This is a genomic window from Prosthecobacter sp. Pr1, assembly GCF_057652315.1.
Genome location: NZ_JBYFBS010000001.1, coordinates 432,610 through 454,871, shown reverse-complemented (window position 1 = coordinate 454,871; position 22,262 = coordinate 432,610). Strand labels below are relative to the sequence as shown.

The 22,262-nt window shown below is 59.9% G+C and carries 14 protein-coding genes; 9 read left to right on the top strand and 5 right to left on the bottom strand.

Going from position 1 to position 22,262, the window contains the following annotated elements:
- Nucleotides 1-4 precede the first annotated feature (4 nt).
- The 4 genes from AC24GY_RS01990 to AC24GY_RS01975 all read right to left on the bottom strand — a co-directional run bounded on the left by AC24GY_RS01990 (nt 5) and on the right by AC24GY_RS01975 (nt 2,554).
- Nucleotides 5-172, bottom strand: coding sequence for a hypothetical protein (locus AC24GY_RS01990; protein WP_487679839.1), 168 nt, complete (start codon nt 170-172; stop codon nt 5-7).
- A 74-nt stretch (nt 173-246) separates the two neighbouring features.
- Nucleotides 247-984 (bottom strand): amino acid ABC transporter ATP-binding protein, encoded by a 738-nt coding sequence (locus AC24GY_RS01985; protein ID WP_487679837.1) that lies wholly within the window; start codon nt 982-984, stop codon nt 247-249.
- Nucleotides 974-1,741: an amino acid ABC transporter permease gene (locus AC24GY_RS01980; protein ID WP_487679835.1), complete on the bottom strand. Its 768-nt coding sequence runs from the start codon at nt 1,739-1,741 to the stop codon at nt 974-976. Before AC24GY_RS01980 ends, AC24GY_RS01985 begins: the two co-directional genes overlap by 11 nt.
- Nucleotides 1,742-1,786: 45 nt before the next feature.
- Nucleotides 1,787-2,554, bottom strand: a complete 768-nt coding sequence (locus AC24GY_RS01975) for an N-acetylmuramoyl-L-alanine amidase (protein ID WP_487679833.1) — start codon at nt 2,552-2,554, stop codon at nt 1,787-1,789.
- Nucleotides 2,555-2,618: 64 nt separating this feature from the next.
- On the opposite strand from AC24GY_RS01975, the gene AC24GY_RS01970 reads away from it, so the two are divergent.
- The 5 genes from AC24GY_RS01970 to AC24GY_RS01950 all read left to right on the top strand — a co-directional run bounded on the left by AC24GY_RS01970 (nt 2,619) and on the right by AC24GY_RS01950 (nt 11,582).
- The gene (locus AC24GY_RS01970; protein WP_487679831.1) at nt 2,619-4,019 is read left to right on the top strand and encodes a LysM peptidoglycan-binding domain-containing protein; all 1,401 of its coding nucleotides are present in this window, start codon (nt 2,619-2,621) and stop codon (nt 4,017-4,019) included.
- A 331-nt stretch (nt 4,020-4,350) separates the two neighbouring features.
- On the top strand, nt 4,351-7,413 hold the full coding sequence (locus AC24GY_RS01965) for a type I restriction endonuclease subunit R (protein ID WP_487679829.1): 3,063 nt from the start codon (nt 4,351-4,353) through the stop codon (nt 7,411-7,413).
- Complete coding sequence (locus tag AC24GY_RS01960; protein ID WP_487679826.1) at nt 7,403-8,686, top strand: restriction endonuclease subunit S; 1,284 nt, start codon at nt 7,403-7,405, stop codon at nt 8,684-8,686. Before AC24GY_RS01965 ends, AC24GY_RS01960 begins: the two co-directional genes overlap by 11 nt.
- A complete protein-coding gene (locus tag AC24GY_RS01955; protein WP_487679824.1) occupies nt 8,683-9,948 on the top strand; it encodes an AAA family ATPase in 1,266 nt (421 codons plus the stop codon). Before AC24GY_RS01960 ends, AC24GY_RS01955 begins: the two co-directional genes overlap by 4 nt.
- Nucleotides 9,945-11,582 carry a type I restriction-modification system subunit M gene (locus AC24GY_RS01950; RefSeq protein WP_487679822.1) on the top strand — a complete coding sequence of 546 codons (1,638 nt, stop codon included), beginning with the start codon at nt 9,945-9,947 and terminating at the stop codon, nt 11,580-11,582. The genes AC24GY_RS01955 and AC24GY_RS01950 overlap by 4 nt, the downstream gene beginning before the upstream one ends.
- Before the next feature lie 1,419 nt (nt 11,583-13,001).
- On the opposite strand, the gene AC24GY_RS01945 is transcribed toward AC24GY_RS01950, so the two are convergent.
- Nucleotides 13,002-13,526: an FmdB family zinc ribbon protein gene (locus tag AC24GY_RS01945; protein WP_487679820.1), complete on the bottom strand. Its 525-nt coding sequence runs from the start codon at nt 13,524-13,526 to the stop codon at nt 13,002-13,004.
- Between the two features lie 462 nt (nt 13,527-13,988).
- On the opposite strand from AC24GY_RS01945, the gene trmB reads away from it, so the two are divergent.
- Genes trmB through AC24GY_RS01925 form a run of 4 tightly spaced genes read left to right on the top strand, consistent with a single transcriptional unit; the run spans nt 13,989 to nt 22,189 of the window.
- Complete coding sequence (gene trmB, locus AC24GY_RS01940) at nt 13,989-14,624, top strand: tRNA (guanine(46)-N(7))-methyltransferase TrmB (protein ID WP_487679818.1); 636 nt, start codon at nt 13,989-13,991, stop codon at nt 14,622-14,624.
- Between the two features lie 9 nt (nt 14,625-14,633).
- On the top strand, nt 14,634-15,341 hold the full coding sequence (locus AC24GY_RS01935; RefSeq protein WP_487679816.1) for a rhamnogalacturonan acetylesterase: 708 nt from the start codon (nt 14,634-14,636) through the stop codon (nt 15,339-15,341).
- A gap of 45 nt (nt 15,342-15,386) precedes the next feature.
- Nucleotides 15,387-21,596, top strand: coding sequence for a tetratricopeptide repeat protein (locus AC24GY_RS01930; protein ID WP_487679814.1), 6,210 nt, complete (start codon nt 15,387-15,389; stop codon nt 21,594-21,596).
- The gene (locus tag AC24GY_RS01925; protein WP_487679812.1) at nt 21,593-22,189 is read left to right on the top strand and encodes a hypothetical protein; all 597 of its coding nucleotides are present in this window, start codon (nt 21,593-21,595) and stop codon (nt 22,187-22,189) included. Before AC24GY_RS01930 ends, AC24GY_RS01925 begins: the two co-directional genes overlap by 4 nt.
- Nucleotides 22,190-22,262 lie beyond the last annotated feature (73 nt).

Here is a 22,262-nt window from a genome sequence, read left to right as displayed (position 1 = left end):
TGCATTACTTGCCGGTCGCCTTCTCGACAGCATCACGCACCCCTTCAGCAGGGCGTGAATCCGTGGCATCATCGATCTTGTCGCCAATCTTTTCAGCCGGGCCCTTTTTGCAGCTAGGAAGAGCGGTCACGGATACAAGGAACAGGGCAAGGAAGCAGAAGAGTGATTTCATACCATCACATCGCGTCTTCCACCATCCCTGCGTGTATCTATTTCAAAATACGAAGTTTTCTCCTCCGCCGTTGATCAGCGGTACTTCGACAACCCTTCCAAATACTGCCGCGCCAGCTCCGTCTGCGGCCGCGTGAAAAACTCAGCCGCAGTGGATGACTCCTCCACTTTCCCGCCCACCAGAAACACCACCCAGTCCGCCACCTTGCGCGCAAAGCTGATCTCATGCGTCGCCAGGATGATGCTCTGACCCGCCTCCGCCAGTTCACGGATCACATCCAGCACCTCCCCCGTCATCACCGGATCAAGTGCCGAGGTCGGTTCATCCAGCAGCAGCAAACGCGGCTTCGGCGCCAGCGCCCGTGCGATAGCCGCACGCTGCTGCTGCCCTCCGGAAAGCTGGCTCGGCCGTTTATGCTCATGCCCTGCCAGCCCCAGTCGGTGCAGCAGTTCCAGCGCCCGCTGCGTGGCCTGCGTTTCACTCATGCCATGCACTTCCCGCAGCGGCAGCGCGATGTTCTGCAGCGCCGTGAGATGCGGAAAAAGGTTGTACCCCTGAAACACAAAACCATTCCCACGCCGCTCGTTCAAAGCCCCCTCCTCATCATGCGGCAGCGCACGCGCGTCGATGCTCACATGCCCGTCATCCGGCACCAGCAGACTCCCCAGCACACGCAGCAGCGTGGACTTCCCTCCGCCCGAAGGCCCCAGCAGCGCGATCACCCGCGCCTCGTCCCCCGTGGCAAACGAAGCCCCGTCCAGCGCCGCGTGCGCGCCATACCTTTTAGTCACCGCATGCGTTTCAAGTTTCATACGCAAACCTCCCTTCCAATCGACGCGCCAGATGCGAAAGCGGTATCGTCACCACCAGATACGCCAGCGCCAGCGGCAGGTAGCCCTCCAGCGGCGCAAAGTTCGCCGCGTTCATGATCTTGACCTTCTGCACCAGCTCCTCGATCCCGATCACCGAGAGCAGCGACGAATCCTTGATCAGCGACACCAGCTGCCCAGTCGTCCCCGGCAGCGCCCGCCTCAGCGCCTGCGGGATGATCACAAACCGGTACGTCTGCGCCTTGCTAAAACCCACCGCACGCGCCGCCTCAAGCTGCGATGCACTGATGCTCTCCACCGCACCCCGAAAAATCTCCGCCAGATACGCCCCCTCAAAACACCCCAGCAAAATGATCCCCGTAAACAGCGGCTGATCGATGTGCAGCGCCTGCGCGATGATGTAATGCCCAATGAGCAGCTGCACCAGCAGCGGCGATCCCCGCACCACCTCCACCACACTGCCGCATCCCATCCGCACCGGCAGCCATGGCGCACGCCGCCCCAGCATCAGCACAAACCCAAACGCAATGCTCACCACCATCGCCACCAGAGACAACCCCATCGTGCTCAGCCAGCCATGGAAAAACTGCTCCCGGTACTGCCACACCCCGCTCCAGTTCCACGGATACTCCACCGCTGAAAACACCCCGTAAAACGCCGCCGACGCGATCGCAAACAGCCCCAGCGCATAAAGCGCACGGCGCGTACTCGAAACAGCGATGTCGTGGGAGTCAGACAAGACCCCATGATTTACGCCGTGAAGACACCGTTTGTCCCGCTGATTTTACTTCGCCACCGCAGCAATCACTCCCGCCCTCGCCGCCCGGCTCTGCAAAAACAGCACCACCCCCCGCGCGATCCCATCCGCCACCTTGTCCCGATACCCCGCCTGCTTCAGCCGCACCGACTCGCTCGCGCTCGTGATGAATCCGCACTCCACCAGCACCGCCGGGCACGCCGCCCGCGCCACCACCGCGTAGTCCCTCGCCTTCGTCCCCCGGTTCTCCGCCTTCGTCGCACCGCACACCAGCCGCTGCACCGTGCTCGCAAAATCCGCCCCGTCCCCCTCCGTTCGCCCCTCGCCAGCAGACACCAGCTGCCGCGCCATCAGCCCCTTCCCTTCCGCAAAATACGTCTCAATCCCCTCCGCATCGCTCCCCTCACCGTCCGTGTTCAGGTGCACGCTCACAAAGGCCGCCGCCTCATGCGTCCCCGCCATCGCCGCACGCTCATCCAGCGTCAGAAACCGGTCCCCGCTCCGCGTCATCACCACCCGCACCCCCGCCTCCTCCAGCTCCTTCTTCAGCCGGTTCGCGATGTCCAGGCTCATGTTTTTTTCGATCACCCCGTTCGCCACCGCCCCGCCGTCATGCCCGCCATGCCCCGCATCCACCACCACAATCGGCGCCCTCTCATTCCAAAATCCCTCCCTCGGCAGAGGCTCCGCCGCCTGCCGCCCCTCCAGCCACACCAGCGAATACACACTCCCTCCGAGGGCCAAAAAAGCGACCACCGTTTGCAGGCTCAGGGCGATGAACGGGCGAAATTTCAAAAAATATATTCGTAGTTATAAAATATTTGATTGAATTAACAATCGAATTTTCTACAATAACCATATGAAGACGACCTGCCTTTCATCCTCCGTGCTGAGATCTCTCGTGCTTTTCGGGGGAGTCATTTTCACCCACCCGCTCCAGGCAGTCACCAATACCTTCACCCAGCCACCCCCTCCCGGCTACCCCGCCCCCGGCACCGGGCTCCAGCAGCCCTCCGCCAGAGCCACCCGGCAGTCCGCCGCCGCCATCCAGGCCCCCGCCGGCCGCCCCCAGTACACCCAGCCCACCGGCTATACCTATCCACCCGCCTCCGCCGGCTACACCTACCCACCCGCCCCTCCCGGCTACGGCCCCGCCCCCAAGACCGCATCCACCAAGTCCTCCAAGGCACCCACCCACGGCAAAACCACCGCCAAATCCACGGCCACCAAAAAGCCCGCCGCAGGCCCCCCGCCACCCCCCAAAGTCTACGGCCCCACCGGCGATCTCACCAATCAGGTCTCCCGGCTCCGCGACAGCGACCGCGTCCAAAACATGCGCATCGGCGACCTCGAGCGCGATGTCAGCAGCATCAAGCGCGGCGGCAAAGGCAGCACCACCCGTTACGATGGCGGCACCGATCTCGCCGCCCACACCACCTACATCGCCCGCCCCGGCGACACCCTCTGGCGCATCGCCTCCACCCACCGCGTCAGCGTCGGCGAGATCCAGCAGCTCAATCGCATGACCGAAGACGAAGTCCACGTCGGCCAGACCCTCCTCATCCCCTCCCCCCACCGCCTCAGCGGCAGCACCTCCACCACCCAGGCCAGCTACACCCCGCCCACCCTCACCGGCAGCCCCTCCTCCGGCTCCGCCCCCGCCTCCGCACCCGTCACCACCATGGTGAAGGTCAGCTCCCCCCTCTACTACACCGTCAAAAAAGGAGACAGCCTCAAAGCCATCGCCCTCAAGCACAAAATCACCCCCGTCGCCCTCGCCACCGCCAACAAAGTCAAAGACGTCAATAAAATCATCGTCGGCCAGCGCCTCAAAATCCCCGGCCGCACCACCACCACCCTCGTCGCCACCAAGACCCGGTCCGCCCCCCCACGCGCCGAATCCCCCGACACCGTCCCCCTCCCCGGCTTCGGCGTCCCCGGCGGCGCCCCGCCCCCAGCCGCCAGCGGCTTCGCCCCGGTGTCAGCCCCGCCATCCGCGCCGCCCCCCGCCCCCATCGCCGCCGCACCCCCAGCCGCACCCCCAGCCGCGCCCAAAGCCCCCGACACCTCCGACTCCCACCGCGGCATCCTCGCCTACCGCGTCGATCGCTCAGACACCATCGAAACCATCGCCACCCAGTTCACCACCACCCCGGATCACATCCGCGAAATGAACCGCCTCCCCTCCGGCTCCACCCTCAAACCCGGAGACGAAATCATGGTCCCCGCCATGGGCGCCGTCTCCGTCAGCACCCGGTAACAGGGGCATTCCTGCCCCAAAGTTGCCTTGTTCCTGCGGAACAAGGACCCCACCGCCTCGCCCCAGACGCTTAACAAAGCAGAGCAAACAGCTCCCGCCATCGCGGCCTGAAGGGCCGCCGGACTCAGCCCAGGGCGCCGCGCAGCAAGCCCTGGGTCACCCCATCACGCGCCCCCTTTCACCGAAGGCCGCACCCTGAAGGGGTGCGGGAGATCTCCCTCCCACCCCCTTTCGTTGGTGATTCCCTTGCCATCCCTAACGCCCTCAGCTTTGGTGGGCAGAGCGCCGTAGGAAATTTCCGATCCAAGCGCTGCCTTTCATCCTCCCCGCCATGCCCCGTTCTGAAGTCCGTTATGACCTGCCCTCCGATACCCCGACCTCGGTTTTGCGCGAAGATGGCATCGAGTCCGGCTTCATCGGCAGGCTCCAGGCACTCAAATACGAATACCGCCGCGACATCACCAATCGCGCCACGCTGGAGCAGAACTTCCGGGAGAAATTCGAGGCCCTAAACCGCGTTCGCCTCACCGACGCCGAATTCGCCCGCCTGCTCGATGAAATCGTAACGCCGGATGTCTTCACCGCCTCCAAGACCCTGCGGGCGATCAACAGCTTCACTCGCGACGATGGCACGCCGTTGAACTACACGCTGGTCAACATCAAGGACTGGTGCAAAAACCACTTCGAGGTCATCAACCAGCTCCGCATCAACACGGACAACAGCCACCACCGTTACGATGTGCTCCTGCTCATCAATGGCGTGCCCTGTGTGCAGATCGAGCTGAAGACCCTCGGCGTGAATCCACGCCGGGCCATGGAACAGATCGTCGAATACAAGAACGATCCCGGCAACGGCTACACCAAGACGCTGCTCTGCTTCATGCAGATCTTCATCGTTAGCAATCGCGACCGCACCTACTACTTCGCGAACAACAACGCCCGCCACTTTGCCTTCAATGCCGAAGAGCGCTTCCTGCCCATCTATGAGTTTGCGGACGAGGACAACAGCAAGATCACCCACCTCGATCCCTTCGCCGAGCGCTTCCTGAAAAAGTGCGACCTAGGCCGTACCATCAGCCGCTACATGGTGCTGCTCGCTGGCGAGCAGAAGCTCATGATCATGCGGCCCTATCAGGTCTATGCCGTGCAGCACATGGTGAAGTGCATTGACGACGACGACGGCAACGGCTTCATCTGGCACACCACCGGCAGCGGCAAGACGCTCACCTCCTTCAAAGCTTCCACCCTGCTCAAGGAAAACGACCACATTCACAAATGCGTCTTCGTCGTGGACCGCAAGGACCTCGACCGCCAAACGCGGGAGGAGTTCAACAAGTTCCAGGAAGGCTGCGTCGAGGAAAACACCAACACCGCCGCCCTTGTGCGTCGCCTGCTTTCCGAAGACTACGCGGACAAGGTCATCGTCACCACCATCCAAAAGCTCGGCCTCGCGCTGGACGAGACCAGCAAACGCAACAAGCAGCGAAAGAAGAACGACCAGCCGACCTACAAGGAGATGCTGGCCCCGTTGAGTGACAAACGCATCGTCTTCATCTTCGACGAGTGCCACCGCTCCCAGTTCGGCGAGAATCACAAGGCGATTAAAGAGTTCTTCCCCAGGGCTCAGCTCTTCGGCTTCACCGGCACGCCCATCTTTGAGGCCAATGCCTCCTTGCAGAAGATCACGGACACGCAGGCCTCCATGCGCACCACGGCGGACCTCTTCAAGAAGCAGCTCCACGCCTACACCATCACCCACGCCATCGAGGATGGGAACGTCCTGCGCTTCCACATTGATTACTTCAAGCCCGAGGGCAAAAGCCCGCCGAAGCCCGGCGAGGCCATCGCCAAGAAAGCCGTCATCGAGGCCATTCTGTCCAAGCATGACGCAGCCACCGGCGGACGCCGCTTCAATGCCATCCTCGCCACCGCGTCCATCAATGACGCCATCGAATACCACGGGTTGTTTGCCGCGATGCAAAAGGACAAAGTGGAGGCTGATCCCGAGTTCAAGCCGCTGAACATCGCCTGCGTTTTCTCCCCGCCTGCCGAGGGCGATCCCGATGTGAAGCAGATTCAGGAAGACCTGCCGCAGGAGCAGGCGGATAACGAGGAAGACCCCGAGGGCAAGAAAGCCGCGCTCAAGTCCATCCTCGCCGACTACAACTCCCGCTACGGCACCAATCACCGCTTCAGCGAGTTCGATCTCTATTACCAGGATGTGCAAAAGCGCATCAAAGACCAGCAGTGGCCGAATGCCGACTACCCCGCCGCGCAGAAGATCGACATTACCATCGTCGTGGACATGCTGCTCACCGGCTTCGATTCCAAGTTCCTGAACACGCTCTACGTGGACAAGAACCTCAAGCACCACGGCCTCATCCAGGCCTTCTCCCGCACCAACCGCGTACTCAATGGCACCAAACCGTATGGGAACATCCTCGACTTCCGCCAGCAGCAGGACGCCGTGGATGCCGCCATCACCCTCTTCTCCGGGGAGAAAACCGGCGAGCAGGCGCGGGAAATCTGGCTCGTGGACAAGGCCCCCGTCGTCATCCAGAAGCTGGAGGCCGCCGTGCAGAAGCTCGACAGCTTCATGAAATCCCAGGGCCTCGACTGTACACCGTCTGCGGTGGCGAATCTGAAGGGAGATGCCGCCAAGGCCGCCTTCATCACCCACTTCAAGGAAGTCCAGCGGCTCAAGACCCAGCTCGACCAATACACTGACCTCACCGAGGAAAACAAAACCACCATCGATGCGGTGCTGCCGGAGGAAGCCCTGCGCGGCTTCAAAGGCCAGTATCTGGAGACGGCCAAAAAGCTCAGAGACCAGCAGGGCAAGACGGGAGGCAAAGACGACACCATCGACGACCCCGTAGATCAGATCGACTTCGAGTTCGTCCTCTTCGCCTCCGCCGTCATTGATTACGACTACATCATGGGCCTCATCGCCAAGTTCTCGGCCAAGGGGCCGGGCAAGTCGAAGATGACCCGTGAGGAACTCATCGGCCTCATCAGCGCCGATGCCAAGTTCATGAACGAGCGGGACGACATCGCCGAATACATCGGCACACTCAAGGCGGGCGAGGGCCTCAGCGAAACCGCCATCCGTGAGGGCTACACCCGCTTCAAGGCGGAGAAGAACGCCAAGGAACTCGCCGCCATCGCCGCGCGGCACGGCCTCGCCACCGCCTCCCTGCAAACCTTCGTGGACGGCATCCTCGACCGCATGATCTTCGATGGCGAGCACCTCAGCGACCTCATGGCTCCGCTCGACCTCGGCTGGAAAGCACGCACCCAGGCCGAACTCGCCCTCATGGCCGATCTGCACCCCCTCCTCACCAAACGCGCCAGTGGCCGCGACATCTCAGGACTCAGCGCCTATGAGCAGTAAGACCAAAACCACCGCCCCGAAGGAAGAGGCAGCGTCCGCGCTGGTGCCGAAGCTGCGATTTCCCGGCTTCAGCGGTCCGTGGGTGTTTGAACCGCTCTCGAAGGTTCTAAAGGAACACAAACTCAAGAACGCCGACGGACGTAATGTCTTCTCGGTCTCGATGGAATACGGCATCGTCAACCAGATCGAACTCTTGGGCCGCAGTTACGCAGCCGCTGACACTTCGCACTACACCATCGGGCGTCCCTTTGATGTGGTTTACACGAAAAGTCCATTGAAGGCCTTCCCTTTTGGCATCGTAAAGCAATGCAAGTTCGACGGAGAAGTCGCACTCTCGCCACTTTACGGCGTCTTCACGCCGCCCAACCCGCATCTGGGTTTGATGATCGAGGCCTATTTTGAATCACCAAACCGGTCGAAGGACTTCCTTTCACCGCTTTGCCAAAAGGGTGCGAAGAATACGCTTCAGATTACAAACACGACTTTCCTGTCGGGCCGTTTGCCGCTTCCGACGCAGCCCGCCGAACAACAAAAAATCGCAGAGTGCCTGAGATCGGTGGACGAATTGATGGCCGCGCAAGCGCGGAAAGTGGACGCGCTCAAGACCCATAAAAAAGGGCTGATGCAGCAGCTTTTCCCCCGCGAAGGCGAAACCCAACCCCGCCTCCGCTTCCCCGAATTCCAGAATGCAGGGAAGTGGGAGATTCGGACGATTGGTGAGATGTTTAACCTCGTCAACGGTTGTGCCTTCAAGCCGGAAGACTGGAAATCAACCGGGACTCCAATCATCCGCATCCAGAATCTGAATGATCCTTCCGCTGAGTTCAATTACTCGCAGGCACCAGTGCCAGATCGAAACCGCGTTGAATCAGGGGATTTACTCTTTGCTTGGTCTGGAACGCTGGGGTCGTCTTTCGGCGCTCGTATTTGGAATGGTCCGTCTGGTGTCTTGAATCAGCATATTTTCAAGGTGCTGATGGATGAGCAGCAGATCACATTACAGTTCGCTTTACTGATCCTTGCGAGGGTTGAAGAAGAAATTGCGAGAAGGACGCATGGATTCAAAGCCTCCTTTGTTCATGTAAAGAAGTCGGACCTTGTTCAAGTTGAGATGCTATTGCCATCCGTCCCCGAACAACAACACATCGCCACGTGCCTGAGCAGCCTCGACGCCCTGATCACCGCCGAAACCCAAAAGCACGAAGCCCTCAAGACCCACAAGAAAGGCCTGGTGCAGCAGCTTTTCCCATCCCCGGAGGAGGTGGAGCCATGAGTGGCATCAGCACCTACAAGAATCTGAAAACATTGGTGACGCGCCTCCGCGATGATTTGAATCAGCAAGCCAGCGTCTCACAAAAGGACGTGGTCAAGACCCCGCCGACCATTCTCCTTGTTTACGCCTACAACCGCACCGGCAAAACGCGGCTCTCCATGGAGTTTAAGGACACGGGGAAGCGCAAGAACCACGGCAATGCCGACACGCTCTACTTCAACGCCTACACCGAAGACCTGTTCACCTGGGAGAATGACCTCGACGGCGACGCCGTCCGCCATCTCCAGCTCAATCCCGACTCCAATTTCTTCAACGGCCTGAAAGACCTCGCCCTGGACGAGACGATTGCAGGCTATCTCGGTCGGTATGCCGACTTCGACTTCGATATCGACTATACCGAATGGAAGATCAGTTTTTCCAAGGAAGTTCTGAAGCCAAGACGGAGCGGAGAACCTGAGCGCATTGTAGAGAGGAACATCAAAATCTCTCGTGGCGAGCAGAACATCTTCATCTGGTGCCTCTTCATGGCTATCTGCGAGCGGATGCTCGATGGTCATGTCTCATATCAGGCCAACAAGTATCTCTACATTGACGACCCCATTTCCTCTCTGGACGACAACAATGCCATCGCCGTCGCCTGTGACCTCGCCCAACTCCTGCGGCGAGCGGCGAGCCGGAAAGACGCGAACGGCGCTGCCGCCCCCATCAAAGTGATCTTCTCCACGCATCACGCCCTGTTCTTCAACGTGATTTGCAATGAAATCGGAAGAGCGAAGGAGGGCGATCCGAGGGTGTCCCACAAACGCTACTTCCTGCACCGCCCGAACGGCGACGGTGCCTACACGCTGCGCGCCACCGAGGACACGCCGTTCTTCCACCACGTCGCGACGCTCGCCGAGCTGCATCAAGCCGCCGATCCCACCACCGGCAAGCTCTACACCTTCCACTTCAACGCCCTCCGTAGCATCATGGAGAAAACGGCCTCTTTCTTCGGACACGCGGACATTTCCTTCTGCATCAAAGCGCTGGACAGCGAGGAAGACCAAGCACTCTACAACCGAGCTTTAAATCTTCTCAGTCACGGCAAATACGCCATTCACGAACCGACCGAGATGGGCGAGGACAACAAGGACCTGTTCCGCCGCATCCTCAGCGATTTCACCACCAAGTTTAAATTCGACCTGCCAGAGATTCTTGAGGTTGCACCGGTCGCACCGGCATCCGCACCAATCCCAGCACCCGTAACCGGAGCCATCAAATGACCGACACCAATCAAAAACAACTGGGCAACACCCTCTGGAGCATCGCCGACCAACTGCGCGGGGCCATGGATGCGGACGACTTCCGCGACTACATGCTGTCCTTCCTTTTCCTGCGCTACCTCTCCGACAACTACGAGACAGCGGCGAAGAAGGAGCTGGGGCGGGATTACCCCGATGTGGGGGGAGACGCCCGCAAGGTGCCGCTGGCGCTGTGGTATGCGAACAACGTGGACGACATCCCGGCCTTTGAGAAGCAGATGCGGCGCAAGGTGCATTATATCATCCAGCCCGCGCACCTTTGGAACAGCATCGCCAACCTGGCCCGAACGCAGAACGCGGAGCTGCTGAACACGCTGCAAGCGGGCTTCAAATACATCGAGACGGAATCCTTCGAGAGCACCTTCCAGGGCTTGTTCTCCGAGATTGACCTGAGTTCCCCCAAGCTGGGCAAGAAGTATGAAGACCGCAACGCCAAGCTCTGTACCATCATCCAGAAGATTGCTGAAGGGTTGGCGGAGTTTTCCATGGACATCGACGCGCTAGGAGACGCCTATGAATACCTGATCGGCCAATTTGCCGCCGGGTCCGGCAAGAAGGCGGGCGAGTTTTACACGCCGCAGCAGATTTCCGACATCCTCTCCGCCATCGTGACTCTGGACAGTCAGGAACCCAAGACCGGCACGAAAAAGCGGCTGGAGAGCGTGATGGACTTCGCCTGTGGCTCCGGCTCTCTGCTGCTCAACGTCCGCAAGAAGGTGACCAAGGCAGGCGGCACTATCGGCAAAATCTTTGGCCAGGAGAAGAACATCACCACCTACAACCTCGCCCGCATGAACATGCTGCTGCACGGGGTGAAGGACACGGAGTTCGACATCTTCCACGGCGACACCCTGCTCAACGAGTGGGACATGATGCGGGAGCAGAACCCGGCGAAGAAACCCAGCTTCGACGCCATCGTGGCCAATCCGCCCTTTAGCTACCGCTGGGAGCCCACCGACGCGCTGGCCGACGACGTGCGCTTCAAAAGCCACGGCCTCGCCCCCAAGTCCGCCGCCGACTTCGCCTTCCTGCTGCATGGCTTCCACTACCTCAAAGACGAAGGCGTGATGGCCATCATCCTGCCCCACGGCGTGCTCTTCCGTGGCGGTGCCGAGGAACGCATCCGCACCAAGCTGCTCAAGGACGGCCACATCGATACCGTCATCGGCCTGCCCGCCAACCTCTTCTACTCCACCGGCATCCCCGTCTGCATCCTCGTGCTGAAGAAATGCAAGAAGCCCGACGACGTGCTCTTCATCAACGCCGCCGAGCACTTCGTGAAAGGCAAACGCCAGAACCAACTGAGCGAGGAGAACATCACCAAGATCATCGACACCTACCAGAACCGCACGGAATCACCCCGCTACTCCCGCCGCGTGGAAATGGCCGAGATCGAAAAGAACGACTTCAACCTGAACATCTCCCGCTACATCAGCACCGCCGTGGGCGAGGAGGAGATCATCCTCGCGGATACGCATGCCGAGCTGGTGAAAATCGAGGAGGCCATCAAGACGGCCACAAACAAACACAATGAGTTCCTCAAAGAGCTGGGCCTGCCCCTTTTGCCTGGCTCCTACCCACCAGCCAAGAAATGAAGCACCAGAAAACTGGTCTCATATTCCCCTTCTGAATTAGCGTCATATCAGCGTCTAATCAGCGGTTAAAATCCGTCTCATCTTCCAGGAGCATCGAGTCAATGGGGCTACCCTCAGGCATTCCTCTGCCAACTCATTCCCTTGCCATTCTCAGCGCATCCGCAAGGCCACAACCCATCCTTCACCGCCCAAGGCCATCACGCCCCAGATTCCAAGGCTGAATCAGCGTCATCTCAGCGTCCCATTCATCCTTCGCAGTCTTGCTACGGAGAATAGATCAGCCGTTAAAAATCCGCCTCTTCCTCCAGCACCACCGAGTCCATGGAGCCAAGCAAACAGGACCACCCTGCAACTTCCCGCTCTCCCTCTTTTCAGACCACTGAATTCATTCCCGTCATTCTGAGTTCCAACTCAGGTTCCGTGTATTGATTCGCTGCGCTCCCCTGCGGGCTCACTGCGTTCGTCTGTCTCGCTACGCTCGGCTCCGTGTATTCCGTGGTCAAAATTCAGGCTCCAACCCGCTGACGCACGGATCAAAGCATTGAGCCAGTCAGTTTCTGACTCCGTCATCCGTGTCAATCCGAGTGATCCGTGGTCAGAAATTCCGGATTCTTTATTAGCGTTCCTATCAGCGTCTAATCAGCGGTTAAAATCCGGGCAGCTCCAACCTCAGTCATTCCTCTGCCTAACATTCCTCTGCCTAACATTCCTCTGCCTAAATCAGCGGCCCCAGTTCCGGCTCCATATCAGTGCCAGTCAGTGGTCCAACTCCCGCTCCAGCCTGCAACGACCCGACAACCCACCGCTTTCCCAAAATCCAATCTCAGTCATTCCTTTGACTAATACCATGAGCAGTTAAAAATGGGTCTGGACAGAAGGGGGCCTGTTTTCAACCACAGAGGCACGATGGACACAGAGGTTTGCAATCAAGACCGGCTTCAGATCTCTGCGCTCATCGTGCCTCTGTGGTGGATTCATTGCTGAGATACAGACCTGTTTTCAATTGATCGTGGTATAACATTCCCTTGCTAAAACCAACGCCCCCTCTTCCTCCAGCACCATCGAGTCCATGGAGCCAGGCAATTGAGACCAGTCTGTCACTCCCTGACAGAAAACCGCCATCTCAATCACCAACCTCAGTCATTCCCTTGCTCTCCATTCCCTTGCCGAAACCAACGCCCCCAGCTCCGGCTCCATATCAGTGCCAGTCATTGTACAGTCAGTGGTCCAATTCCGGCTCCAGCCCGCAACTCCCCGACAGAGCCGCCGCTTTCTCAAAGTCTAAACTCAGTCATTCCTCTGCCTAAATCAGCGGCCCCGCAGCATCCAGAACAGAGAACAAAGAACAAAGAACCCCACTCCCTCCCCCCCTTTTTTGCGACTTTTTGCGCCCTTTTGCGGCCCCAATTCCGGTCACCCTCACTCCTTCACAAAATCCCGCATCTCATACAGCTTCGGGTCCCGCACCGGCTGTTTCCGCGCAGCCTTCGCCCGCGTCAGCATCTGTGAAAACAGCGCATCCCCCGCGTCCCCTTCATCCATCCCGCCAAACTGCTCCTCCAGCTTTTCCGGGTCCTCCCCCGCCTCAAGCCGACGCACCATCTCCCGCAGTTCCGGCGGCGTCTTGTCGCCCATCATCTCCGTCATCTTGCGCATGAAGTGGCCCAGCTGACGCGGATCCGGATTCTCCTCGTTCATGCTCCCCATCTCCCGCTCCATGTCCGCCATGAAGCTCTCCAGCTTCGCATCATCCACCCCCGCAAACGGATCATCCCCCGACTCCTCCTTCGCCTTCCCGATCACCGCAAACGCCGACACCCGCTTCTCCATTCTCAAACCCTCGCCATCCGGACACACCGGCAGCTTGTCCCGATACGCCAGCGAACGCGCCAGGAAGGAATACAGCTTGTTGTTGTCAGGGCAGTAGAACTCGTAAATCGGCATGAGAGGAAAGGTTGGAAAAAGGTTTCCTCCAAATATAGCCAGCCCACCCGACCGCTCAAGCCCCGCCAAACATCCGCCGCCCTTTCAGTCCTTTCAGTCCTTTCCGTCCTTTCCGTCCTTTCTGTCCTTCCCACGCCTTCCGCAGTCCCACCCTCCCAAAACTTCATCTCTGCGGCTTTCCAATCTCTGCGGTGCAAAATCAGTCTCCCTTCAGAGCACGTAGTGGGGGTCGTAGCCCGCTCTGGAAGCGCCACAACACCCCAGATTTGAAGCAAGCCAGCGCACGTATGGTAGTACCGGCTTTAGCCGGAATCTGGAAGCGTGCTTCATCAAGAACGCCCCCAAACACCACTGCCATCCTCCAGAGCAAAATCCCAGAGCCTCAATCGCCAGAACTCATCTCTGCGGCGTTCCAATCTCTGCGGTGAAAAAAAATCAGTCTCCCCCTCCCCAAATCCTCACTTGCCAGCCCCCGCAATCATCGGCACACCATCCACCGTGCCCGCCCTCTTCACGCCCCCCGATCACTTCCGCGAACTCTCCCGCGCCGAAATCTTCCCCGACCCCGCCCGCCCCCTCGAAGTCGATCTCGGCTGCGGCGACGGCACCTTCCTCACCGGCATGGCCGCCCACCACCCCGAGCGCGACTTCCTCGGCGTCGAGCGCATGCTCGGCCGCGTCATCAAAACCGGGCGCAAGATCGACAACCAGCAGCTACCCAACGCCCGCATCATGCGCCTCGAAAGCGCCTACACCGTCGGCTGGCTCCTCCCCACCTCCGGCGTCTCCCGCCTCCACCTCCTCTGCCCCGATCCCTGGCCCAAGAAAGGCCACACCGCCCGCCGCCTCGTCAATCAAACCGAATTCCTCGACGGCCTCCACCGCATCCTCACCGACGGCGGCGAATTCCTCCTCAAGACCGACGACCAGCCCTACTTCGAAGACGCCCTCGCCAGCTTCGCCACCCGCGAGCACCAGTTCACCCGCCTCGACTGGCCCGCCGACGCCTTCTTCTACCCCACCACCGACTTCGAAACCGACTGGCTCCACATGGGCCGCACCATTCACCGTGCGAGATGGCAGAAAATCGGACGTTAAAGTCCGACCATGCTCCGCCGCAGCCTCCTCCTCCTCTTCGCCCTCAGCCTCAGCCTGAGCATCAGCCACGCTGAAGAAACCCGCACCCGCATCGCCCTCGCCGGAGACTCCACCGTCACCGACAAAGCCGGCTGGGGAGCCGCCTTTGCCAAACTCCTCGGCCCCAACGCCGAGTGCCTCAACTTCGCCGCCGGCGGCCAGAGCTCCAAAAGCTTCCGCGACACCGGCAACTGGAAAAAAGTCCTCGACTCCAAACCCGCCTACATCCTCATCCAGTTCGGCCACAACGACATGCCCGGCAAAGGCCCCAAACGCGAAACCGACCCCGCCACCACCTTCCCGCAGAACCTCACCCGCTTCATCGAAGAAGCCCGCGCCATCGGCGCCAAACCCATCCTCGTCACCTCCCTCACCCGCCGCATTTTCGACAACAACAAAATCCGCGGCGAACTCAAACCCTATGCCGACGCCGCCACCAAAGTCGCCACCGAACAGCAGGTCCCCCTCGTCGACCTCTTCACGCGCAGCGTAAACCTGCACAACAAGCTCGGAATTGCGGAATCCGACACATTCAACCCCACAGTTGTCCGCCCCCCCACCGAAGCCAAAACCACCGATCGCACCCACCTCAACGCCCACGGCGCCGAAGTCATCGCCGCCATCATCGCCGAAGAACTCCACAAAGTGGCCCCCGATCTCGCCAAGCTCCTGAAGTAACTTGATGCAACGTCTTGCAGCTTGGCGCAGCCCGCAAAGACGTCTATGATCCAAGCCGTGAAGTTGATGCCGCGTCAGTTCCAAAGATTCCGGTGCCTCGCATGGGCGCTGACCCTCGCTTTGGCGTTGAAAATCAACGCACAAACCACCCCAAAACCCTGGGCCGAGCGCGAAACCAAGCTGGCCAATGAATATCTCTCCCTTCTGGTGCAACAACCGGAATATGGACGCGTCCTGGACCTCCTTTGGGCCCTTTATGAGAAACACGACGCAACCAAGCTCCTCGTCGAAAACGTCTCCCAGCAGGCCGAGAAATCCAAGTTTGAAGCCGTCAAAATCGTCGAAGCCCACCTCATCCGCCGCAGCGGCGACCTGAAACGCGCTGCACAGCTTTACGACGATTTGCTCAAGGCTGCACCCAACAACCTCATCCTTCTCAAATCACGCGCCGAAGTCGCCCGCGAACTCTCCGACCCCGCAACGGCTTTCACCCTGATCAAAAAAGCCGCCGAGCTCACCCCAGCCGATGATCCCCAGGCCCCCCAGATGTGGATCGAACTTGGCGGCATGGCCATGGCAAGTGGAAGAAATGCAGAGGCAGCCGATGCATATGAGCGCGCCGCGCTGCAAAAGCCGCAGGACATCGACCTCGCCCGCCAGGTGGCGCAACTCCTTTTGCAGGCAGGTTTTCCAGAACGTGCAGCGAATTTCTTCTCCAAGCTCGCCGATCAAAAAGACCCCCAGCGCAAACTCGATGCGCTCTACGATCTAGCGCGCATCTACGAACACGCCGATCAGTTCGCAAAAGCTGACAAGGCCCTCACCGACGGGCTGGCCCTGCTGCATTTCCGGGACGGTCGTTACTTTGATTTTTTCCGCAGGCGAGTGCGCCTGCATGAACGCTTTGGAACCTTGGAGGATCTCCGCAAGACCTTGGTGGAAGCCGCCAAGGCCTCCCCTCCTTCAGAACAGACCCTGCTGGATGCCGCACGCTTCTTCGAACTGACCGTCGAACCCGATGAGCAGGTGCGCTGGCTGCGCGCCCTGGTCCAGGCAGTGCCCCAGGTGGAAGATTACCGCTGGCAACTGGTGAGAACCCTGCTGGATCACGAAGGTGCCGCAGAGGCTGCCAAGCTGCTCGATGAGCGCATTAAAAACGACGGCAGTGATGTTCCTACCATTGTGCTGCTGCGTTGTGAGGCCGATTTGCGCAACGGAGATGTAAATAGCGCAAAAGAGCGCCTTCTGAAGCTGCTGGAAATGCAAAGCTCCACCGACGTGGAAAAGCAGGTTTTGAGTTTTGCTCAAACCCGTGCGCTCGACGCCGTCATTGAAAAAATCCTCCGCTCACGCGTGGAACGCGATCCACAGAAAGCAGAAGCGGTCTTTGATCTGGCAGCATTTTTCCGCGCACGCCGTGATGTGGTGTCTGAAGACAAGCTGCTGCACGGATTTACCGAAAGCGCGACCACTCCGGAGGAACGGCAGAAGCGGCTGAGCGACGCCTCGACCTTCCTGGCGGCAAGCAACAATCTCGACAGCGCGATCATCCTGGCACGTGAAGCAGTTTCGAAACCTGGTGCAAGCCGTGGCGCCTGGCTGCATCTGGCGGAACTGCTCGCTGAGCAGGGCGAGAATGACGAGGCTGCGGAATGGATCGAAAAGGCCTGGCATGCCAGCACGACGGACGAGGAACGCGTGGATGTGGATGAGCGCATGCTCTCGATCCTGATGGGCGACACGAAGGCGGCGGTCAAGCCGGTGCCAAACGGTGAATTCAAGCTGCCCGATGCATTTACCGGTACGGGCTTTGCAAGCGATGACACCGAAGGCACAAAACGTGAAAAACTTCCTGAGCGGGTGCTGGAATTCGCACAAAAAGTCATTTCAAGCGCCAGGAAGGTTGATCCCAAATCCAAAGACGCCCAAGCCACGAGGTTTCGCGGCTGTTGGTGGGCAGTGCGGACCAGCCAGTTCGAAGATGCGTATCAATTGCTGAATGTTTTGGAATTTGATCCTGTGACGGAGAAAAAACAGCCCGCTTCACTGGTGCTGGAGCAGTTGAAACTGGATCTGGCGCAGGAGGATGAAAACCATGCGCTGATGGAGCGGCAGCTGCGGCGGCTCTCTGAGATGGATGCTGCGGGACGTGTGCGGTATACGCTGCGGCTGGCGGAACTGCTGATGGAGTCGGAGCGGCGGGTGGACTCGGAAACGAGCAGCCCCGGATGGAAGAGCGACAATCCCCTGCCGCCACCGGGCGTGGCTGCGGCGAAGCTGCTGGAGCGCATGTATCGCGAGTTTCCAGACTCAGGGCAGCTTCTCTCCGCACTATCTCAAATTTATTTCCTGCAACGCCGTGCGGATGATGCGCTGGCGCTGTGGAAGCAGGCGGTGAAGCGGATCGAAGGCCCGGCGGCCATCCCACTTCTTGAAAATTATGCGGACATTCTGCTTCGGCAGCATCGCATCACGGATCACGTGGAAGTGCAGGCGCAGATTTTGGAACGTGAGACGGATGTGAAGCGCCGCCGTGAAGTGCTGCGCCGCAGCATCGACCGGCTGACGTTTTCTGACGCAAGCGGCGGCGAACTGGCACCGAGTGTGATGCGCGATCGCCTGAAGCTGCTGGAGCACGCACTTCTGGAACGCGTGCAGCGGCATCCGTTTGACGGATTTTATCATGAGGCACTGGCGCAGGTGTATGAGCGCGGTGGCGACCATGTTAAGGCCTTCGCGAGCATGAAGCAGGCGTATTACACCGCTCCGGACACACCCTTTTCCCTGGATCAATTGCGTGATGCGGCGCTGAAGGTGGCAGACCTGAAGTCGGCGATTTATTTCCAGAAACAGATCGCGGCAGTCGCTCCGCCTAAAGAGATCGCGACCGAGTCGCGACGGCTGGTGGAACTGCTGGAACAGACATTTCAAATCACCGAGGCAGACCGCGTGAGGCGACGCCTTGAGAGCCGGTTTGCCCAGGATGCGACAGCGCTGGAGGAACTGGCGAAGTACTATCAAAGCTCCGGGCAGGATGAGGCGGAGCGAAGGGTGTATGAGCAGATGACCCAAGTGCGTTCGTGGGATGGCCGTGCGCGGCTGCGGCTGGCGCTGAAGTGCCTGCGATTTGCCGATGAAACGGAGGCTGAGAAGCAGCTGCAGGCGGTGCTGGCCACGCCTGTTAAAGTGCTCAATTATCTAACCACGGGTGTTCGCGCGCCGCTGCCTTTGACGGAAACGCGGCGCACGGGCGGAGGCGTGACAACGGGGGACATTGTCTCGCTGCTAGATCTCGCCCCGGGTCTAGAGCGAAAGGAGCTGGACACGCTGCGGGCTTTCCTTGGCCAGCCAAGGGCTGAGTTTGCCGAACTGCCGGAGGATGCGGCTCTAGTGCGTCTGCGGGCGATCGAGGAACTGGCAAAACTGCGCAACACCCATGGCGGGGAGAAACTTAACGAGTGGATCCATCAATGGAGCACCAGTGAACAGGCGAATGAAGTGGAGAAACTCTGGGCGCTGTTTTATGCGGGTGCAGGCACGGAGTTTCGCGTGGTGCTCAAGAAGGTGCTGCCAGACACCACCACGCTGGAGGCGCAGTTTGCGATACTTTGGCTGATGCTTCACAGCCATGGGATGGATGAGGCCGTGCGTTGGGCCAGCGAAAAAGGCTGGTCGCCAGAAGTGCTGAAATCACGGGCCAGCCTGCTGCAGGCCTGTGTCTCCATGCTGGTGGATGTGAACAGTTTCCGCTTCCGTCCCAGCAGTCTCGCTCAGTTAGGCAGCTGCCGGGTGCTGCGCAACGCCGCCATCGTGGAACTGACCCGCAAGCTGCAGGACAAGCAGCGATATGAAGAGGCGCTGGCGCTGGGCGCGAGCCTGCCGATCAATTCACCGGAAATGGAAATGGACTACTCGCTGTTCCTCGCACGTATCGCGGAAAGCGCGGAGCGCTGGGAACTGGCACGGCAATACCTCGATGTGGCGGTGCGCGGCCCGGTTTCCGCAGAAAACTACCGGACCACCTACGATCCCTTTTTGCTGAGCCTGTCTTCACTGAGCCGCATGACCAGCTCTGAGCAGCAACGCGGAGAGGCGCTGCAGGATGCCTGGCGCAGGCTGCAACGCACCCAGCCTTCGGCGCTGACGGCCATTCGCAAGGCGGCGGTGGCGGGCTTGTCGGGTGCGGATCAAACCGGTGGCGAATCACTGGGCCGGTTTCTTTCCGGGCCGTTCATCGCCCAGCGTGAGATGACGGATTCCAAAGGCAGCCTGCTCCCACAGGGATCATCACGCTATGAAGAACCTCCGCATCTGCGCAGCCTGTGGGAGGAAACGCGGGAGATCGAGGCGCTGCTGGTGCAGCAGGGCATTGGCGGTGTGGTTAAAGACGCGAACGCCACCCTGGCCAAGCACTACGGGGCCACGATGCTGGGCCCACGCTCGGATTCGGAATTTGGCGAATGGCGCATCAATGACCTGCTGGGCAGGCTGCGTGCCGTGGACTACCCCACAAGACGGAGACTGATTCGCGAGCATCTGGCTGCGGTCGATCTTCGCACCGAGCACTCAGTGGATACCCTCGGCAACCTCGGCAGCCGTTTGGAGAGCGCGGGCTTTGTGCGTGAGGCCATCGACATTTACAGCATGCTGCCAGACCGTGCGCCGTCGAATCCCGACTATGCGCTGTGGCTGCTGCGCGTGTGTGAAACGTCGATGGAGATCGAGCCGGGGCTGAGCTTTTCATTGAAGCTGCTGCTGGCCGAGCCCCCGCTCAAGCCGCCGCAACCGGGTGACGACACCCTGCGCGAAAAGCATGCGCTGTTCCTAGCGCGCAATTTCAATGTGGATGAACTGCGTCGTCAGGGTTTTCGCGAGCAGTTTACCCAGGTGCTCGAACGCCGCCGCCCGCATGAGGTTTCCTACCTGCGTGAACTCGGCCTGCTGCAGGAACGCATGCAGAACGATCAGGCGGCGCTCTCCGCCTGGGATCGTCTGCACGCCTGCTATGTGGCGAATGATCAAGCAGGCACGGACCTCGACATCGAGGCGAGTTTGCATCGGGGTCAGATTCTGCAGCGCCTTGCACAACCTCAGGCCGCATTGAAGCTGCTGCGTGAGGTGCCTCTCGCCGAGCCGCTGGACCCTGTGGCGCAGGACCTGCTGAAACTGCGCTGCCAGATCGCCACCGCTGCGGGTGCCTGGGATGACGTGCGCGATCTGATGACGCTGTGTGTCGAACGCAAATCCCTGCCCTGCGTGGTGGCGCTGGCCACAGGGCTGCGCACCCATGACCGTGCAGCCGAGGCGCTGAACTTGCTCACACAGGCGGACCGTACCATCAAGGGAGACCACGAACGCTTCACGCTGCGGCTGGAACAGCTCAAGGTGCTGGCGGCGGCGGCAGACTGGGCACCGGAACGCGGGCGGGCGCAGATCGCCGCGCTGTTCCGCACGACGACCCGGGATCAGGACACCCTCAAGGACATGCACGGCTGGCTCAAAGGACTGGCCAAAGGCAAACAGGCCGCAGGCTGGGCCGCGATGCTGCGCACCGAGGCGCGGGCGGGCACTGACCGGCCACTTGCCGCGCTGGCGCTGAGTGCCTTCACGGCGGGACTGCCGCAGGAAGCACACGAGGACTTCATCAGCGCCTGGCAGAAGGTGGAGGAAAAAGACCGGATCTGCATCGAGCTGGCCGCTGAAGAAATGCTCAAGGCAGGCCGTGCGGCCTGGGCCTGGGATGCCTGCGAGATCGTGGCCGGCATCCCGACATTCCGTGAGCAGGGACGCAAGCTGCCGCTGGCCGTGCGTGTGTCGCATGCCCTGCATGATGAGACGGCGGTGAAGGAACTTTTTAGTGAGACGCTGAGGCTGACCTTTCCCGGCGGAGCGCAGACCATCCAATGGGCGCAGGCCTTTGAGGACACCGGCCATGCAGAACTCGCGCATGAACTGCTGGCGGCGGCGCTGCAGCGTCTGGAAGACACCGCCGCGCTGCAGCCGGAGCTGTTTGCCGCACAGGCACGCTTCCTGATTCGTCAGAAGGAATTTGAAGCGGCGGAGATTTTTCTGATGCGCATGAACTGGACGATGCCGGCCGAGTCGGCAAAACTGATCTTTGAACTCTACCAAAGCTGGGGCAGACTAACGAACATCGAAACGGAGCTGCCAAAGTTCCGCCTGCCAGGAGGTGTGAAACAGGAGATCCTGTTCCTCACACGGCAGACGACCGCCAAAACCACCACTCAGCCATGAATGCAACCCTGCGACTTCTGATCTGCCTCGGCGCAGGCGTTGTCCTGTGCCAGTGCTCCACCAAGACCACTACGAAAAAGAAAAAGGTGGATCCATCAGAGCAGAAGCTGCTGCAGCGCACCACTTCAGGAGTGGATATGACCAAGCGCAGCCAGTATGAAAAATACATGACTGATCCCAAGCTTTCCAAAGGCAGCGCAGGTTCGTATTTTCAAAAGCAGACGCATCACTCTAAAAACTTCGGCGGAAACAATTCGTTTTCCGGGCAGAAGGAGTTCAAGACCAATGAGAGCATTTATGGCAGGTCCAAGTCAAAAAATTTCGACATGACCTACGCGCTGGGAGACAAACAGGCCCTCAGCAAGAACAACAGCTTCAAGGCCAATGAGTCCCGCTTTGGCAACCAGAAGGCCCGCGAAGGCGACAGCCTGTTCAGCGGGGCTGACAATCAATTCAAAACCGGGTCTGCCCTGACGCGCTCCAAAAGCCTCGGCAAGGCGCCGAAGATCATCGAAAACTACAATGACCGGGGTGGAGGCAAAAAGAGCGCGTACTCTGAAGAGGAAGTGCGGAAACTCTTGAATCGGAACTGAGCCCTGCTGTGGGCATGTCAGTGAGCTTAACGCTCTCTTGCTGATGACGGTGCTTGCAGGAGCAAGCGCCCTT

What these genes read in the sequence shown, in the direction of transcription:
- AC24GY_RS01990 (WP_487679839.1), bottom strand. Translation starts at nt 172, where the DNA reads ATGAAATCACTCTTCTGCTTCCTTGCCCTGTTCCTTGTATCCGTGACC.
- AC24GY_RS01985 (WP_487679837.1), bottom strand. Translation starts at nt 984, where the DNA reads ATGAAACTTGAAACGCATGCGGTGACTAAAAGGTATGGCGCGCACGCG.
- AC24GY_RS01970 (WP_487679831.1), top strand. Translation starts at nt 2,619, where the DNA reads ATGAAGACGACCTGCCTTTCATCCTCCGTGCTGAGATCTCTCGTGCTT.
- AC24GY_RS01965 (WP_487679829.1), top strand. Translation starts at nt 4,351, where the DNA reads ATGCCCCGTTCTGAAGTCCGTTATGACCTGCCCTCCGATACCCCGACC.
- AC24GY_RS01960 (WP_487679826.1), top strand. Translation starts at nt 7,403, where the DNA reads ATGAGCAGTAAGACCAAAACCACCGCCCCGAAGGAAGAGGCAGCGTCC.
- AC24GY_RS01955 (WP_487679824.1), top strand. Translation starts at nt 8,683, where the DNA reads ATGAGTGGCATCAGCACCTACAAGAATCTGAAAACATTGGTGACGCGC.
- AC24GY_RS01950 (WP_487679822.1), top strand. Translation starts at nt 9,945, where the DNA reads ATGACCGACACCAATCAAAAACAACTGGGCAACACCCTCTGGAGCATC.
- AC24GY_RS01945 (WP_487679820.1), bottom strand. Translation starts at nt 13,526, where the DNA reads ATGCCGATTTACGAGTTCTACTGCCCTGACAACAACAAGCTGTATTCC.
- AC24GY_RS01935 (WP_487679816.1), top strand. Translation starts at nt 14,634, where the DNA reads ATGCTCCGCCGCAGCCTCCTCCTCCTCTTCGCCCTCAGCCTCAGCCTG.
- AC24GY_RS01930 (WP_487679814.1), top strand. Translation starts at nt 15,387, where the DNA reads ATGATCCAAGCCGTGAAGTTGATGCCGCGTCAGTTCCAAAGATTCCGG.
- AC24GY_RS01925 (WP_487679812.1), top strand. Translation starts at nt 21,593, where the DNA reads ATGAATGCAACCCTGCGACTTCTGATCTGCCTCGGCGCAGGCGTTGTC.